This window comes from Tistlia sp., assembly GCF_040905785.1.
GTDB lineage: Bacteria > Pseudomonadota > Alphaproteobacteria > Kiloniellales > DSM-21159 > Tistlia.
The window spans coordinates 120,280-135,405 of the sequence record NZ_JBBDQW010000005.1 but is presented as its reverse complement, the minus strand read 5'-3'; the positions used below and the strand labels follow the sequence as shown (position 1 = coordinate 135,405).

Sequence of the window (15,126 nt, the reverse complement as noted above, 5' to 3'; positions counted from 1 at the left end):
CCCGCGCCCGGTCCCGCGCCCGGTCCCGGTCCTGCGCCCCGCGCGAGGCTGGCCTGTGCCGCGGCCTCGGCCGTTGCGCGCACCTACGGCGGCGGCTAGAAGGCGCCCGGACCTTTTCCTGCGCGGGGCGGGCTCGCGCGGCAATGAATTGACCGATCGACGGAAGGAAACGAACAGATGCGCGTTTATTACGATCGCGACGCCGACGCCAACCTGATCAAGGGCAAGAAGGTCGTCATCGTCGGCTACGGCAGCCAGGGCCACGCCCACGCCATGAACCTGCGCGACAGCGGCGTCGGCGAGGTCGCGATCGCGCTGCGCGAGGGCTCGGCGACCCGCAAGAAGGCCGAGGGCGCCGGCTTCAAGGTGATGAACCCCGACGAGGCCGCCAAGTGGGGCGACGTCCTCATGATGCTGACCCCCGACGAGTTGCAGGCCGACATCTACCGCGAGAGCCTGGCGCCGAACATGAAGGAGGGCGCCGCCCTGACCTTCGCGCACGGCTTCAACATCCACTTCAACCTGATCGAGCCGCGTCCCGACATCGACGTCTTCATGATCGCGCCGAAGGGCCCGGGCCATACGGTGCGCAGCGAGTACCTGCGCGGCGGCGGCGTGCCCTGCCTGATCGCCATCGCCCAGGACGCCTCGGGCAATGCCCACGAGCTCGGCCTGAGCTACGCCGCGGCGATCGGCGGCGCGCGCGCCGGCGTCATTGAGACGACCTTCAAGGAGGAGTGCGAGACCGACCTGTTCGGCGAGCAGGTCGTGCTTTGCGGCGGCATCACCGAGCTGATCACCGCCGGCTTCGAGACCCTGGTCGAGGCCGGCTACGCGCCGGAGATGGCCTATTTCGAGTGCCTGCACGAGGTGAAGCTGATCGTCGACCTGATGTACGAGGGCGGCATGGCGACGATGCGCTACTCGATCTCCAACACTGCGGAGTACGGCGACTACACCCGCGGCAACCGGATCATCACCGAGGAGACTCGCGCCGAGATGAAGCGGGTGCTGGCCGACATCCAGGAGGGCCGCTTCGCCCGCGACTGGGTGCAGGAGTGCAAGGCCGGGCAGCCCTCCTTCAAGGCGATGCGCCGGCGCAAGGCCGAGCACCAGATCGAGGAGGTCGGTGCCAAGCTGCGCGGCATGATGCCCTGGATCTCCGAGAAGGCGCTGGTCGACAAGTCGAAGAACTAAGCCCCGGCGGACTCATTCGCGCGGCGGCCGGTCCCTGGCGGGGCCGGCCGCTTTGCGTTGCGGCTTAGCCGAGCCGCCGGGGTCGTCGTTTCGGCCGTCGCCGAGGCGCGAGGGCCACGTCTGCGCTAGACTGAAGGTCGGTCGAGCCGAACGGACAGGAGCCATGGTCACTCTCGCCCGCGCCGCCGCCACCGCCGCGCTGATCGGCGACCCGAGCCGCCTTGCCATGCTGACGGCGACGCTCGACGGCCGCGCCCTGACCGCCGGCGAGCTGGCGCGGGTCGCCGGCGTCACGCCGCAGACCGCGAGCGGGCATCTTGCCCAGCTCGTGGGCGCCGGCCTGCTGCAGGTCCTGCGCCAGGGCCGGCACCGCTACTACCGCCTGGCCTCCGCGGAGGTGGCGCACCTGCTGGAAGGCCTGATGCTGGCGACCGCCAGCAGCCTGCCGGCCGCCGCCGCGCCCGGCCGCCTGCCGGCGGTCGGGCCCAAGGAGGCCGCCCTGCGCCGCGCGCGCACCTGCTACGACCATCTCGCCGGCCAGCTGGGCGTGGCGCTGGCCGACGCCCTGGTCGAGCGCGGACGGCTCGAGCTCTCGGCCGACGGCGGTGCGCTGACCGCCGCCGGCGAGGCCTTCCTGGAGGAGCTCGGCGTCGAGCCTCCGGCACCCGGCGGCGGCAGCCGCTTCTGCCGGCCCTGCCTGGACTGGAGCGAGCGGCGCTTCCACCTGGCCGGCGCCCTCGGGCGCGGCCTGCAGCGGCGCTTCCTGGAGCTCGGCTGGATCCGCCGGGTCGAGGGCAGCCGGGCGATCCTGGTAACGCCGCCGGGCGTCCTCGGCCTGCAGCAGCGCTTCGGGGTGCGTCTCGAAGTGGCCTGCGCCGCCTGACCGGCCGGGGCGCGGCGAAATTCCCTTGTTCGCCGAGCCCGCTCCGGTATATCGTCCCCGGACTTCCGGCCCAGGCTGCCAGGGTGGCCGACCAAGAAGAGAGCCATGTTCGATCGTATCGACACTGCGGGAATTTCGGACCGGGGCATCGCCTCGGCGCTTCCGCTTGCTCTCCTCGGCCTGCCGGCGGGGGCCCTCCTCCTTATCTGCCCCTGAGCGCAGCAGCCGCACCGCGGCAAGCGTTCGGGGGACCTCGGCCAGCGTCAGCGGCCCCTTCAGCCAATTCCCCCATGCGACGTTGAAGGATCGGAGGGTCTAGGACCATGACCAGCGAACAGCAGCATTCCAAGGGCGGTACCGCCGCGAACCCCGCCAACGCTAATCCCAGTAGCGCCAACCACGTCAAGATCTTCGACACGACCCTGCGCGACGGCGAGCAGTCGCCGGGCTGCTCGATGAACCTGGAGGAGAAGATCCAGGTCGCCGAGATGCTCGAGGCGATGGGCGTCGACGTCATCGAGGCCGGTTTCCCGATCGCCTCGAACGGCGACTTCGAGGCAGTCCGCGAGGTCGCGGCGCGCGTCAGGAACAGCCGGGTCGCCGGCTTGGCCCGCGCCACCACCAAGGACATCGACCGTGCCTGGGAGGCGCTGAAGGGCGCCGAGGCCCCGCGCATCCACACCTTTCTGTCGACCAGCCCGCTGCACATGAAGTTCAAGCTGCAGATGGAGCCCGAAGCGGTCCACCAGGCGGTGATCGACAGCGTCTCCTACGCCCGCAACCTCTGCGACGACGTCGAGTGGTCGCCCGAGGACGGCACGCGCACCGAGCACGACTTCCTGGTGCGCTGCGTCGAGAGCGCGATCAAGGCCGGCGCGCGCACCATCAACATCCCCGACACGGTCGGCTACACCGTGCCCGAGGAGTTCCATGACCTGATCGCCATGCTGATGAACCGCGTGCCGAACATCGACCAGGCGACACTCTCGGTGCATTGCCACAACGACCTGGGCCTGGCGGTCGCCAACTCCCTGGCCGCGGTGCGCGCCGGCGCCCGGCAGATCGAGTGCACGGTCAACGGCATCGGCGAGCGGGCCGGCAACTGCGCCATGGAAGAGGTCGTCATGGCGCTGCGCACGCGCAGCGACGTCTTGCCCTACGACACCCGCGTCGACACCCGCAAGATCACGCCGGCCTCGCGCCTGGTCTCGACCATCACCGGCTTCTCGGTGCAGCCGAACAAGGCGATCGTCGGCGCCAACGCCTTCGCCCACGAGTCCGGCATCCACCAGGACGGCATGCTCAAGAACGCCCAGACCTACGAGATCATGACGCCGGAGTCGGTCGGCCTGACCCGCTCGACCCTGGTCATGGGCAAGCATTCCGGCCGCCACGCCTTCAAGGCGAAGCTGGAGGAGCTGGGCTTCACGCTGTCGGACAACCAGCTGCAGGACGCCTTCGTGCGCTTCAAGGACCTGGCGGACCGCAAGAAGGAGGTCTTCGACGAGGACCTGGTCGCCCTGGTCGACGATGCCGTGATGCGCCACAACGACCACGTCCGCTTCGTCGAGATGAGCGTGGTCTGCGGCTCCAAGGGCCCCCAGACCGCCGAGCTGACGCTCGAGGTCGAGGGCCGGCGCAAGGTCGCCAAGGCTGAGGGCAACGGCCCGGTCGACGCCGCCTTCGAGGCGATCCGCGCGATCGTGCCGCACGAGGCCAAGCTGATGCTCTACCAGGTCCATGCCGTGACCGGCGGGACCGACGCCCAGGCCGAGGTGACGGTTCGCCTCGAGGAAAACGGCAAGACGGTCAACGGCCAGGGCGCCGATCACGACACTATCGTCGCCTCGGTGCGCGCCTACGTGAACGGCATCAACAAGATGATGGTCAAGCGCGAGAAGACGGCGCCGCCGGTCCAGGCCGCCGAATAGCCGCGCCTTTCCTGTCCCCAGCCTGAACGGCCCCGCCCCGGCGGGGCCGTTCGCCTTCCAGCGCGCCGCGCTCCCCATCCGGCGCCTTGATTCGGCCCGACGCCCTTGCGAGGCTGCGGCACGCCGACGAGCCGGCATGTCATCGAGGGAGGCGCAGCATGGCGATCCGCACCGCACTGACCGACCGTCTCGGCCTCTCCGTGCCGGTGATCCAGGCGCCGATGGCCTCGGTCGCGACGCCGGCCCTGGCGGCCGCGGTATCCAACACCGGCGGGCTCGGCTCGCTCGGCTCGGCCCAGCTCGACGCCGCCGCGCTGCAGGCCCAGATCTCGGAGGTCCGTGCCGCCACCGACCGGCCGTTCAACGTCAACTTCTTCTGCCACCAGCGGCCCCAGGACGATCCGGCGCGCGCGGCGGCCTTCCGCGCCCGTCTCGCCGGCTTCTACGCCGACGAGAACCTGGCCAAGGTGCCCGACCCCGGCGAGACCTACCTGCCGTTCGACGAGGCGCGGCTCGAGGTCGTGCTGGCGGCCCGGCCAGCCGTCGTCTCCTTCCACTTCGGGCCGCCGCGCGCCGAGTGGCTGACGGCGATCAAGCAGGCCGGCTGCCTGACCTTCGGCTCGGCGACCACGGTCGAGGAGGCCCGCGACCTCGAGGCGGCCGGAATCGAGGTGATCGTCGCCCAGGGCTGGGAGGCGGGCGGCCACCGCGGCACCTACCGGACCTCGCTCGATCGCGCTCAGGTCGGCACCATCGCCCTGGTGCCGCAGGTCGTCGACGCGGTCTCTTGCCCGGTCGTGGCGGCCGGCGGCATCGGCGACGGGCGCGGCATCGCCGCGGCGCTGATGCTTGGGGCGGTGGCGGCCCAGCTCGGCACCGGTTTCGTCCTGGCCGAGGAAGCGGCGACGCCGCCGCTCTACCGCGCGGCGCTGGCCGCGGCCGGCGAGGGCGACACGCGGGTGACTCGCCTGTTCACGGGGCGGCCGGCGCGGGCGCTGGTCGCGCGCTACGTCACGGAGATGACGCCGCACGAGGCCGAGGTGCCGGACTACCCGCTGCCAGGGCCGATGGTGCGGCCGCTGATCGAGGCGGGGGTGGCGCGCGGCGTGCCGGATTTCCACCCGCTCTGGTCCGGCCAGGCGGCTCGTCTGGCGCGCAGCGAGCCGGCGGCCGCGATCGTGGCGCGCCTGGCACGAGAGACCGAGGATGCGCTCCACCGCAGATAAAGCTTCAAAGCCTGCACGGGTTTAGCGCACTGTTAACCATCTGCTTCCTACGATGCCTGCCTTGCATTCCCGGCAACGGCGCGCTATGCGCTGTGCCGGGTCGGCGGCGCGGCGAAATCGGGGTTGACCCGCGTCACTCCACCCCTACGGAAGGCGAAACGCTCACATGCTGTCCAAGATGCTCGGCATCCTTTCCGCCGACATGGCCATCGACCTCGGCACCGCCAACACCCTGGTCTATGTCAAGGGCCGTGGCATCGTGCTGAACGAACCCTCCGTCGTCGCGATCGCCGACGTGAAGGGCAAGAAGCAGGTCCTGGCCGTCGGCGACGAGGCGAAGATGATGCTGGGCCGCACGCCCGGCAACATCCAGGCGATCCGGCCCCTGCGCGACGGCGTCATCGCCGACTTCGAGGTCGCGGAGGAAATGATCAAGCATTTCATCCGCAAGGTGCACAACCGGCGCTCCTTCGCCTCGCCCCAGGTCATCATCTGCGTGCCCTCGGGCTCGACCGCGGTCGAGCGCCGGGCGATCCAGGAATCGGCCGAGGCCGCCGGCGCGCGCCGGGTCTTCCTGATCGAGGAGCCGATGGCCGCGGCGATCGGCGCCGGCCTGCCGGTGACCGAGCCGACCGGCTCCATGGTCGTCGACATCGGCGGCGGCACGACCGAGGTCGCGGTGCTGTCGCTCGGCGGCATCGTCTACTCGCGCTCCGTGCGGGTCGGCGGCGACAAGATGGACGAGGCGATCATCGCCTACATCCGGCGCAACCATAACCTGCTGGTCGGCGAAGGTTCCGCCGAGCGGATCAAGAAGCAGATCGGCTCCGCCTGTCCGCCCGAGGACGGCGACGGCGCGACCATGGAGATCAAGGGCCGCGACCTGATGAACGGCGTGCCCAAGGAGCTGGTGATCTCGGAGCGGCAGATCGCCGAGGCGCTGGCCGAGCCGGTCTCGGCGATCGTCGAGGCCGTCAAGGTCGCGCTCGAGCACACGGCCCCGGAACTGGCCGCCGACATCGTCGACAAGGGCATCGTCCTGACCGGCGGCGGCGCCATGCTCGGCAATCTCGACTTCGTGCTGCGCGCGGCGACCGGACTGCCGGTCTCGCTGGCGGAGGACCCGCTGTCCTGCGTCGCACTCGGCACCGGCCGTTGTCTCGAGGAAATGCGTACCCTCAGAAACGTCCTGATTTCGACCTATTGAGTCTTTAACTCCTTCTTTATTTTAATCTGTTGATCCTTTAGGTTCGTAATGAACCAAAGGTTTGGTCCGCTGTGTCGTGGACCGTTGGAGGCACGCGTTGAATAAACGCACTGGAAAGGTCGCGCGACTGGCCACGCCGCTCAAGGCCTGGACCCAGCGCTTCGCCTTTCTGCTCCTGATCGCTGCGGCCTTCGGCCTGATGCTGCTCGGGAAAGCCGACACGCTCATAGTCGAGCGCGCGCGCATCCAGCTCGCCGACACCATGGCGCCCTTCCTGGAGGCGGCCTCCGAGCCGGTCACGACGGTCAACGAGACCGTCGGCAAGATCCGGGACATGGCGCGCCTGCGCGAGGTCAACGCCATGCTGCGCGCCGAGAACGAGCGGCTGCTCGAGTGGCGCCGCCAGGCGATGGCGCTGGAGGCGCAGAACGCCGGCCTGCGCGACCTGCTCCGCCTGGCGCCCGAGATCGAGCATCAGTATCTCTCGGCCAGGGTCGTCGGCGACCAGGGCAGCGCCTTCGTACGCTCGGTGCTTGTTTCGGGCGGGCAGTCGGAGGGCGTTCGGAAGGGCCAGGCGGCGCTGACCGGCAGCGGCCTGGCCGGCCGCGTCGCCGAGGTCGGCGAGCGCGTCTCGCGGGTCCTGCTAATCACCGACATCAACAGCCGCATCCCGGTCCAGGTCGGTCCGGCGCAGGACAAGGCGATCATGGCCGGCGACAACTCGCCGGAGCCGAGCCTGCTGTACCTACTGCCCGGCACCTCGATCGAGGTCGGTGACCGTGTCGTGACCTCCGGCCATGGCGGCCTGTTTCCGCCGGGCCTGCCGGTCGGCGACGTCGTCGAGGTCACCGAGGCCGGCGTGCGCGTACGGCCATACACCGACTGGAACCACCTCGATTACCTGCGACTGGTCAGCTACGACCTGCCCGGCCTGATCGAGGACTTCATCGCCCGGCGGGCTCCGCCTCGCTGACCGGGACCCGGCGGCCTCCGGCCTGCCGAACCTTAGCGGGCGGGCTGCGGCCCGCCGAACGCCATCCCGCGGGCTCCGGCCCGCTACCCTCATCGACACCGGCGGGCTCGGTCCGCCAAGTGGAGACGGTTCGTGCAGTCCAGCCTCTTGCAGCGTCTCGATCTCTTCGCGCGGGCGCTCACGCCTTTCGTGCTGACCTTGCTGCTGCTGCTGCTCAGCCTGACGCCGCTGCGCTCGCCCTACTTGGCGCCGGTGATGCCTTCGATCGCGCTGATCGCGGTCTACTACTGGACTGTCTTCCGGCCGGACCTGATGCCGAGCGGGGCGGTCTTCCTGATCGGCCTGCTCCACGACCTCGGCGGCGTGGCGCCGCTCGGCATCGGCGTGCTCGCACTGCTGGCCGTGCATGGCGCGGTCGGCGCCCAGCGCCGCTTCTTCGCGACCGCGGGCTTCGGCCTGCTCTGGCTCGCCTTTGCGGTGCTGGCGGCCGCCGCGCAGCTGTTCATTTGGCTGCTGTCCTGCGCGATGATCGGCCGCCTCGTCGACATCGCACCGGCCCTGCTGCAGTACGCCGTGACCCTGGCGATCTATCCCTGCCTGTTCTGGCTCTTCGGCCGCGCCCAGCAGCTGCTGCTGCGCGACGCCGAGACGGTGCGCTGAGGGAAGGTCGATGAGCGAGCGCCGCAACGAGGAACAGGGACGCTACCGCGGCTTCGCGCGGCGCGCCGTGATGCTCGGCGGCGGCCAGCTGCTGCTACTCGGCGCGCTGGCCGGTCGGATGTACTACCTGCAGGTCGTCGAGGCCGAGAAGTACAAGCTGCTGGCCGAGGACAACCGGATCAACATCCGCCTGCTGCCGCCGCCGCGCGGGCGCATCGTCGACCGCTTCGGCACGCCGCTCGCGGTCAACCGCCAGAACTACCGGGTGCTGCTGGTCAGCGAGCAGATCCGCGACCTCGAGGCGAGCCTGGACGACCTCGACCGCATCGTCCCGCTCGACGAGGCCGACCGCGAGCGGATCCGCAAGGAGATCACGCGCAAGCGCAACTTCGTGCCGGTTACCGTGCGCGAGAATCTGAGCTGGGAGCAGGTCAGCCGCATCGAGGTCAACGCCCCGGAGCTGCCGGGCGTATCGATCGACGTCGGCGAGACCCGCCACTACCCCTACGGCGAGATTCTGTCGCACATCGTCGGCTACGTCGCGGCGGTCTCCGAGAAGGAGCTGACCGGCGACCCGCTGCTCGAGCTGCCCGGCTTCCGCGTCGGCAAGAACGGCGTCGAGAAGCTCAACGACGAGGCCCTGCGCGGCACCGCCGGTACCAGCCACATCGAGGTCAACGCCGTCGGCCGGATGATCAAGGAGCTGTCGCGCCACGAGGGCCACGCCGGCCGCGAGGTCGTGCTGACCATCGACAGCGGCCTGCAGTCCTACATCCACCAGCGGCTCGCCAACGAGAAGTCGGCCGCCGCCGTGGTCCTCGACGTCGACAACGGCGAGGTGCTGTCGCTTTGCTCGGTGCCGAGCTACGACCCCAAGCCCTTCAACGTCGGGCTCAGCCGGCAGGAGTGGCTGGGCCTGGTCAACGACCCGCTGTCGCCGCTTTCGAACAAGGCGATCTCCGGGCTCTACGCGCCGGGCTCGACTTTCAAGATGATGGTCGCCCTGGCCGCGCTCGAGGCGGGCCTGGGCGCCGACCACAAGGCCTACTGCCCCGGCTTCATGCGGCTCGGCAACCACCGCTTCCACTGTTGGAAGCGCGGCGGCCACGGCTCGATGGATCTGACCGGCGCGATCCAGCAGTCCTGCGACGTCTGGTTCTACGACGTCGCCAAGCGCATCGGCATCGACCGCATCGCCGGCATGGCCGAGCGCTTCGGCCTCGGCGCCCCCGTCGGCATCGACCTGCCGGGCGAGCGCGGCGGCGCGATGCCGACCAAGGCCTGGAAGCTCGCGAACATCGGCCAGGCCTGGCTCGGCGGCGAGACCCTGATCAACGCCATCGGTCAGGGCTTCGTGCTGACGACGCCGCTGCAGCTCGCCGTGATGACCGCGCGCCTGGCGACCGGCAAGGCGGTGGTGCCCCACGTCACCCGCGGCCTGCGCGGCGGCGGCATGCCCAGCCTGTCGATCCGGCTGCCGGCGCCCTCCATCGAGGTGCCGAAGGCGCACCTCGAGGTGGTCCGCAATGCCATGGACGCGGTCGTCAATTCGGCGCGCGGCACGGCGCGCGGCTCGGCGATCCAGGAGCCCGGATGGGAGATGGCCGGCAAGACCGGCACCAGCCAGGTCCGCCGCATCACCAAGGCCGAGCGCGACGCCGGCGTGATCAAGAACGAGGACCTGCCCTGGCGCCGCCGCGACCACGGCCTGTTCGTCGCCTACGCGCCGGTCGATCGCCCGCGCTACGCCTGCGCGGTCGTCGTCGAGCACGGCGGCGGCGGCTCCTCGGCGGCGGCGCCGATCGTCAAGGACATCCTGCTCGAGACGCAGCGCCGCGACCCGCTCGGCAACGAGCCGCTGCCGCTGGTCGCCCTGGGCGACGGGCAGAAGGCCTGAGCCGCCATGTCCGTGCTCGACGAGATGCACCTGCGGCGCAACCCGCGCCTGACGCTCGGCCAGAAGCTCCTTTCGATCAACTGGGGCCTGGTGCTGCTGATCGCCCTGCTCGCCGGCTTCGGCCTGGCCATGCTCTATTCCGCCGCCAACGCCTCCTTCCATCCCTGGGCGAGCCGCCAGGCGATGCGCTTCCTCTTCGGCCTGACGGTCATGCTGGCCGTCGCCCTGATCGACATCCGCGTCTGGTTCCGCCTGTCCTACCCGATCTACCTGCTGTCGCTGCTGCTGCTCGTCGCGGTCGAGCTCAAGGGCTCGGTCGGCATGGGCGCGCAGCGGTGGATCGACCTCGGCGTCATCCAGCTGCAGCCATCCGAGGTCATGAAGGTCGCCCTGATCATGGCGCTGGCGCGCTACTTCCACGGCCGCACCCTGGAGGACGTCGGCCGGGTGCACTACCTGATCCCGCCGCTGTTCCTGGCGGTGGCGCCGGCCGCGCTGGTGCTGCGTCAGCCCGACCTGGGCACCGCGCTGATGCTGCTGATGGGGGGCGGCGCGCTGTTCTTCGCGGCGGGCGTGCGCTGGTGGAAGTTCGCGCTCGCGATCGGCGCCGTCGGCGCCGCCGTGCCGCTGGCCTGGAACAGCCTGCGGGGCTACCAGCAGAAGCGCGTGCTGACTTTCTTCGACCCCGAGAGCGATCCGCTCGGCGCCGGCTACCACATCATGCAGTCGAAGATCGCCCTCGGCTCCGGCGGCGTGCTCGGCAAGGGCTACCTCCAGGGCTCGCAGAGCCACCTGAACTTTCTGCCCGAGAAGCAGACCGACTTCATCTTCACCATGCTGGCCGAGGAGCTCGGCATGGTCGGCGGGCTGATCCTGCTCGGCCTGTTCTTCCTGGTCTTCGTCTACGGCTTCGCCATCGCGCTGAGAAGCCGCAACCACTATGGCCGCCTGCTCGCGCTCGGCCTGACCGTCAACCTGTTCCTCTACGTCTTCATCAACATCGCCATGGTCACCGGCCTGATCCCGGTCGTCGGCGTGCCGCTGCCGCTGGTCAGCTACGGCGGCACGGCGATGCTGACGGTGCTGTTCTCGCTCGGCCTGATGGTCAGCGTCTCGATCCACCGCGACGTGCGGATTCCGCGCCGGGGCCTGCGCGACGAGAGCTGACAGAGGCCCTGAATCCGCGCCCGCCGTGCCCCCACGCAAGGCCCGCATTTTGCGCTTCACAAAGCCGCCCCGCGTTGCTATCTACCCCGCTCCCGGCCGCCAGGCCCCGGCCGGTGGCTTTGCGTGGGCGCATAGCTCAGTTGGTAGAGCAGCTGACTCTTAATCAGCGGGTCCAAGGTTCGAGTCCTTGTGCGCCCACCACTCCCGCACAGAACTGGGCACCTGCCTGTCAGGTGCACCGCTGTGTAGCAAAGCCCCGGCCAGCGCGGCCTTCGGCCCCGAGATCCTGATCTCTTCGTCGTCCAGCTCGACCCGCTCGACAAACTGGCGGACATAGGCCTTGCGCAAGGCGCCGTCGGGCTCGCGCAGCTTGCTGCGGACGGCATCGGCGAAGCGCTGGCAGTCCTTCACGGTGATCTCGGAGACGGGCAGGGCGCGCCGCCGGTCAGCGGCAGCAATCAGCCTCATAAGCTCCTCGCGGTGCCTCTCGTGGCGGCTGACGCTGTTCTTGAAGGCGTCGGTCCGCTCGACCGTGCCCTCCGCCACGGCGTCGTAGAGCCGCGCCAGCTTGTCGTCGACGTCCCGCAGCTGGCTGCGGAGCTTGCGCGCCTGGGTCTTGTGATCGTCGGCGCTGCGGACCAGTCGCTCCGACAGGGCGCCAAGCAGCGCCTGGACGCGCTCCGGCTGAAAGATCCTATCCTCAAGCTTCGACAGCACCGCCTCGTCCAGCGTCTCCATACGGATGCTGCGGCCCTTGCAGCGGCAGGCGCCCTCTGTCATGCGTCGATTGCAGGCGTAGTAGCGATAGCGGCCGCCCTTGCCAGTGCGGATGGTCATGCCGGCGCCGCAGCTGGCGCAGCGGGCAATGCCGGTCAGCAGCGTCGGCCCGTTGACGATGCGAGGTGGCGTCACCGCCGGCCGCCGCTGCTCCAGCAGCGCCTGCACCGCCTCGAAGGCCTCGTCCTCGACGATGCGAGGGGTGGCGACCTCGATCCACTCGCTGCTGTCCTTGCGCGTCCGCGTCTTGACGCAGCGGGTATTGAAGTAGTGCCGTGCCCTATAGGCCCCGTTGCGCAGGATCGCGTGTACCAGCCCAGAGGTCCAGGCGCGGCCCCGGCGGTATGTATAGCCCTTGCTATTGAGGGAACCGGCTATGGCGCGGATGCCCATGGGCGTACCGCTCTGTCCTGTACGGAACATCCCATATATGAGCCGCACCAGCTCGGCCTCTGACGGCTCGACCTCCAGGCGCTTCTTCACGGAATCGCCGCGCGTCTCGACGGCGACGCTCCTATAGCCATAGGGCGTCGGCCCGCCGTTCCAGAAGCCCTGCCGGGCGTTCTCCTTCATGGCGCGGAGGACGTGCTTGGCGTTCTCCTTGCTCTGGTACTCGTCGAAGAGGTTGAGGATCTGACGGACCATGTTGCCCATCGGATCGTCGCCGGTCTCCTGCGTGATCGACACCAGCTGGATACCGTGCTTGGCGAGTTTCCGCCGGTGGAACTCGAACTGGTAGGCGTCCCGGAAGAAGCGCGAGAAGCTGTGGACGACCACCACGTCAAACGGCTCACCGCCGCCTTGGGCGTCGGCTATCAGCTGTTGCAGCTGCGGCCGGTTCTCGTCGGTTCCGGAGGCGCCGGCCTCCACATACTCGCCAACGACCTCCCAGCCGCGCGCCTGGCAGTGCCCGGCGACCTGGGAACGTTGGTCAGGGATGGAGAGATCCTTTTCGGCCTGTCTGACCGTCGAGACCCGCAGATAGAGCGCTGCCCGCATCCCTGACCAACTCCCCTTGCCTCACCTGTCCATCGCCGTGATGGCCCGCAGGATATCGCCGAACTGTGCTGCGAGGAGATCCAGCTCCTCCTCCCGGATCGGCAGCTCCGCCGGCAGATCGTCCCTGACCGACGGAGCTCGCCGACTGGCCGCCCGAGCGGCCGCGGCGTCATGTGCATTGTGATGGTGGCGGATCAATCATGGGAACCTCCTTTCCGTGCCTCAGTCTGACCGGCCCGTTCCTGTCCTTGCCTGTCCCTGCGCTCAACGGCGCAGCTGCCGAAGATCCTCCGCCAGCCCGCTCTGCCCGAACTCGTCCAGAGCGAACTTGCGAAACGCGCGGAACTGGTCGGGCGGCAGCGCCGCCTCCGCCGCCAGCAGGACGCGCGTGAGGCGCTGGTTCACCAGATCGATGATCGTCTTGTTCATCACCACTTCCCCAGGGCGTAGCCGCGCATGCGCTTCGTCACGTCCTCGTCCCAGTCCGCCGGCTGATGGCGGATCGCGAGAAGGCGCCTCAGCTTGCCCAGGACCACACTGAGCGTCGGCGCCTCTTCCTCCCCGGCGATGAGCGCGAGCGTCGCGCCTGCGCCCTTGCAGTAGCCGTAGATGGCCGTCAGCTGCTGATGCAGCCGGTACTCAAGCGAGGTGACCGCACTCAGGCTCTCCACCAGCCCGTGTTGCGGCATGGCATCGATGGCGGCTTGCAGGGCGCGCCAGAGCGGATGCAGGGGCCAGCGCGATCGGTTGCTGTCGCTGGCGTCCGGCAGGCGGAGCGAGGTGTGGTTGGTCGCCAGCTCGCGCAGCAGATCGCCCTGGTACTCCGCCAGGTCGCCCATTGTGACGATGCCGGCTGTGCGCAGCCGTGCCTTTCGGACCTGGAACTCGATCCGCCAGACGCCTTCGCTCTGCCCCCACAGCTGATGAAAGAAGACCTTGCCGCTCGCCTGCTCGATCTCCTTGGCCTTGTCGTAGACCCGGACCACTACGTCGCCGGTGCCGAACTGAAAGCTCTCGGCCTTGCGGTCGCCGCGCCACTTGCCGTCCTTCTTCGCGCGGGTGACGAAGTGGTCTTCCGAGAAGTCGATCTCCTCGAGCGCGAAGTCGAAGGCGAGATCGACGCGCGACAGGCCTTCCGGCTCGGCAGGCGTCAGGCTGACGGAACCCGCCCAGGCGAGCAGACGCCGATGCAGGGCTTGCGCTCCCTCCTTCCACAGCGCCTCGCTCAGGAACTGGACGTAGCAGGACGGCCGGATGTGCTCGCCCAGCGCCACGTGGAAAGCCCTGTTCTCGAAAACGTAGTTGTAGGGGAAGCGTCCGGAGGGGCGGAGGGCGAAGCGCTCGCTGCCCAGCTCGATCTCCGCGTAGTCGTCGGAGCGCGACTGCTGCACCCGCTCCTTCTGGTACTGGATCTCGTCCCAGTCGAACGCCGCCGCCGAGGTGTCGAGATAGTAGCCCGCATAGAGGCTATCGATGCCGGCCAGGAGCAAGCGCGGCGGTTCTCGCCCCTCTGCCCCGGTGAAGTCTGAACGCGTCATGGTGTTGCCCCCTCTGATTGCTGTCTCCACCGGGCTCGACCTCGCGAGAGAAGCCGTGCCCGACCCGTCAAGCGCTAGGCCTCGGCCGCCGATGAGGGGAAGAGGGAAGTGGTACGTTCTATATACGCAGACCCCCCGATGTTCTGGCTTTGAGCCTGTCGCGGCCCATGGCCCGGAGAGGCGATCCGTGCGCGAATCGGGGCGCGGCCGTCATTCATGGCGAGCGTCTAAGGGCGCCGCCGGAAAAGCGCTGGGCACTGCCGGAGCCTCAATGGGCAGGGCCGGGGCTGGGGGCGCCGGCCCTTGCAAGGCATGGTCAGGGACCGGGATTGGCTGACCCGGTCAAGGTCGAGCCGGGCTTGCGCCCGGTGACTGCGCCAACCTTGACCGGGCCAGCCAATCCCGAAGGGGGCTTGGCATGCCTTGCAAGGACCGGCTCGGCCGGAGCCGGAGAGTAAAGCAGGAGCGGGCGGCTCGCACCCAATGGAGGTGCCAGCACTGAGGGTAACGTCGGGGGCTTTTCCTACCGCTAGTACGACTCCACGGACGCGCGGTATATTATGGCCCCCGTGTTACTGATCACGGGGGCAGCAATCGGTCCTAACCAATGGCGGCCGGGTACATTCTGCGAGCACGATTCAGTCCATACGAGCCGCGCGAAGGCAAAAACT

The 15,126-nt window shown here is 69.2% G+C and carries 13 protein-coding genes and 1 tRNA gene; 10 read left to right on the top strand and 4 right to left on the bottom strand.

Annotation, left to right across the window (positions count from 1 at the left end):
* The first annotated feature begins 177 nt into the window (after positions 1-177).
* The 10 genes from ilvC to WD341_RS01040 all read left to right on the top strand — a co-directional run bounded on the left by ilvC (position 178) and on the right by WD341_RS01040 (position 11,342).
* The gene (gene ilvC, locus WD341_RS01085) at positions 178-1,197 is read left to right on the top strand and encodes a ketol-acid reductoisomerase (protein WP_368423553.1); all 1,020 of its coding nucleotides are present in this window, start codon (positions 178-180) and stop codon (positions 1,195-1,197) included.
* Between the two features lie 163 nt (positions 1,198-1,360).
* Positions 1,361-2,080: an ArsR/SmtB family transcription factor gene (locus WD341_RS01080; RefSeq protein WP_368423552.1), complete on the top strand. Its 720-nt coding sequence runs from the start codon at positions 1,361-1,363 to the stop codon at positions 2,078-2,080.
* Positions 2,081-2,403: 323 nt separating this feature from the next.
* The gene (locus WD341_RS01075) at positions 2,404-4,011 is read left to right on the top strand and encodes a 2-isopropylmalate synthase (RefSeq protein WP_368423551.1); all 1,608 of its coding nucleotides are present in this window, start codon (positions 2,404-2,406) and stop codon (positions 4,009-4,011) included.
* A 158-nt stretch (positions 4,012-4,169) separates the two neighbouring features.
* The gene (locus WD341_RS01070; RefSeq protein WP_368423550.1) at positions 4,170-5,237 is read left to right on the top strand and encodes an NAD(P)H-dependent flavin oxidoreductase; all 1,068 of its coding nucleotides are present in this window, start codon (positions 4,170-4,172) and stop codon (positions 5,235-5,237) included.
* 166 nt (positions 5,238-5,403) lie between these two features.
* On the top strand, positions 5,404-6,444 hold the full coding sequence (locus tag WD341_RS01065) for a rod shape-determining protein (protein ID WP_368423549.1): 1,041 nt from the start codon (positions 5,404-5,406) through the stop codon (positions 6,442-6,444).
* A gap of 97 nt (positions 6,445-6,541) precedes the next feature.
* Positions 6,542-7,417: a rod shape-determining protein MreC gene (gene mreC, locus WD341_RS01060; RefSeq protein ID WP_368423548.1), complete on the top strand. Its 876-nt coding sequence runs from the start codon at positions 6,542-6,544 to the stop codon at positions 7,415-7,417.
* Between the two features lie 132 nt (positions 7,418-7,549).
* Positions 7,550-8,077 (top strand): rod shape-determining protein MreD, encoded by a 528-nt coding sequence (gene mreD, locus WD341_RS01055; protein ID WP_368423547.1) that lies wholly within the window; start codon positions 7,550-7,552, stop codon positions 8,075-8,077.
* Between the two features lie 10 nt (positions 8,078-8,087).
* Positions 8,088-9,974: a penicillin-binding protein 2 gene (gene mrdA / locus WD341_RS01050; RefSeq protein WP_368423546.1), complete on the top strand. Its 1,887-nt coding sequence runs from the start codon at positions 8,088-8,090 to the stop codon at positions 9,972-9,974.
* 6 nt (positions 9,975-9,980) lie between these two features.
* Positions 9,981-11,141, top strand: coding sequence for a rod shape-determining protein RodA (rodA, locus tag WD341_RS01045; protein WP_368423545.1), 1,161 nt, complete (start codon positions 9,981-9,983; stop codon positions 11,139-11,141).
* A gap of 125 nt (positions 11,142-11,266) precedes the next feature.
* A tRNA-Lys gene (locus WD341_RS01040) sits at positions 11,267-11,342 on the top strand.
* Here WD341_RS01040 and WD341_RS01035 read toward each other — a convergent pair.
* The 4 genes from WD341_RS01035 to WD341_RS01020 all read right to left on the bottom strand — a co-directional run bounded on the left by WD341_RS01035 (position 11,301) and on the right by WD341_RS01020 (position 14,455).
* Positions 11,301-12,917, bottom strand: a complete 1,617-nt coding sequence (locus WD341_RS01035) for a recombinase family protein (protein ID WP_368423620.1) — start codon at positions 12,915-12,917, stop codon at positions 11,301-11,303. The two genes, WD341_RS01040 and WD341_RS01035, sit on opposite strands and share 42 nt — an antisense overlap.
* Before the next feature lie 21 nt (positions 12,918-12,938).
* On the bottom strand, positions 12,939-13,115 hold the full coding sequence (locus tag WD341_RS01030) for a hypothetical protein (RefSeq protein ID WP_368423544.1): 177 nt from the start codon (positions 13,113-13,115) through the stop codon (positions 12,939-12,941).
* Between the two features lie 66 nt (positions 13,116-13,181).
* Positions 13,182-13,346, bottom strand: a complete 165-nt coding sequence (locus WD341_RS01025; protein WP_368423543.1) for a hypothetical protein — start codon at positions 13,344-13,346, stop codon at positions 13,182-13,184.
* A complete protein-coding gene (locus WD341_RS01020; RefSeq protein ID WP_368423542.1) occupies positions 13,346-14,455 on the bottom strand; it encodes a hypothetical protein in 1,110 nt (369 codons plus the stop codon). Before WD341_RS01020 ends, WD341_RS01025 begins: the two co-directional genes overlap by 1 nt.
* Positions 14,456-15,126 lie beyond the last annotated feature (671 nt).

Excerpts from the sequence above, each read along its gene's own strand:
- ilvC (WP_368423553.1), top strand. The coding sequence starts at position 178 with ATGCGCGTTTATTACGATCGCGACGCCGACGCCAACCTGATCAAGGGC.
- WD341_RS01080 (WP_368423552.1), top strand. The coding sequence starts at position 1,361 with ATGGTCACTCTCGCCCGCGCCGCCGCCACCGCCGCGCTGATCGGCGAC.
- WD341_RS01075 (WP_368423551.1), top strand. The coding sequence starts at position 2,404 with ATGACCAGCGAACAGCAGCATTCCAAGGGCGGTACCGCCGCGAACCCC.
- WD341_RS01070 (WP_368423550.1), top strand. The coding sequence starts at position 4,170 with ATGGCGATCCGCACCGCACTGACCGACCGTCTCGGCCTCTCCGTGCCG.
- WD341_RS01065 (WP_368423549.1), top strand. The coding sequence starts at position 5,404 with ATGCTGTCCAAGATGCTCGGCATCCTTTCCGCCGACATGGCCATCGAC.
- mrdA (WP_368423546.1), top strand. The coding sequence starts at position 8,088 with ATGAGCGAGCGCCGCAACGAGGAACAGGGACGCTACCGCGGCTTCGCG.
- rodA (WP_368423545.1), top strand. The coding sequence starts at position 9,981 with ATGTCCGTGCTCGACGAGATGCACCTGCGGCGCAACCCGCGCCTGACG.
- WD341_RS01035 (WP_368423620.1), bottom strand. The coding sequence starts at position 12,917 with ATGCGGGCAGCGCTCTATCTGCGGGTCTCGACGGTCAGACAGGCCGAA.
- WD341_RS01025 (WP_368423543.1), bottom strand. The coding sequence starts at position 13,346 with ATGAACAAGACGATCATCGATCTGGTGAACCAGCGCCTCACGCGCGTC.
- WD341_RS01020 (WP_368423542.1), bottom strand. The coding sequence starts at position 14,455 with ATGACGCGTTCAGACTTCACCGGGGCAGAGGGGCGAGAACCGCCGCGC.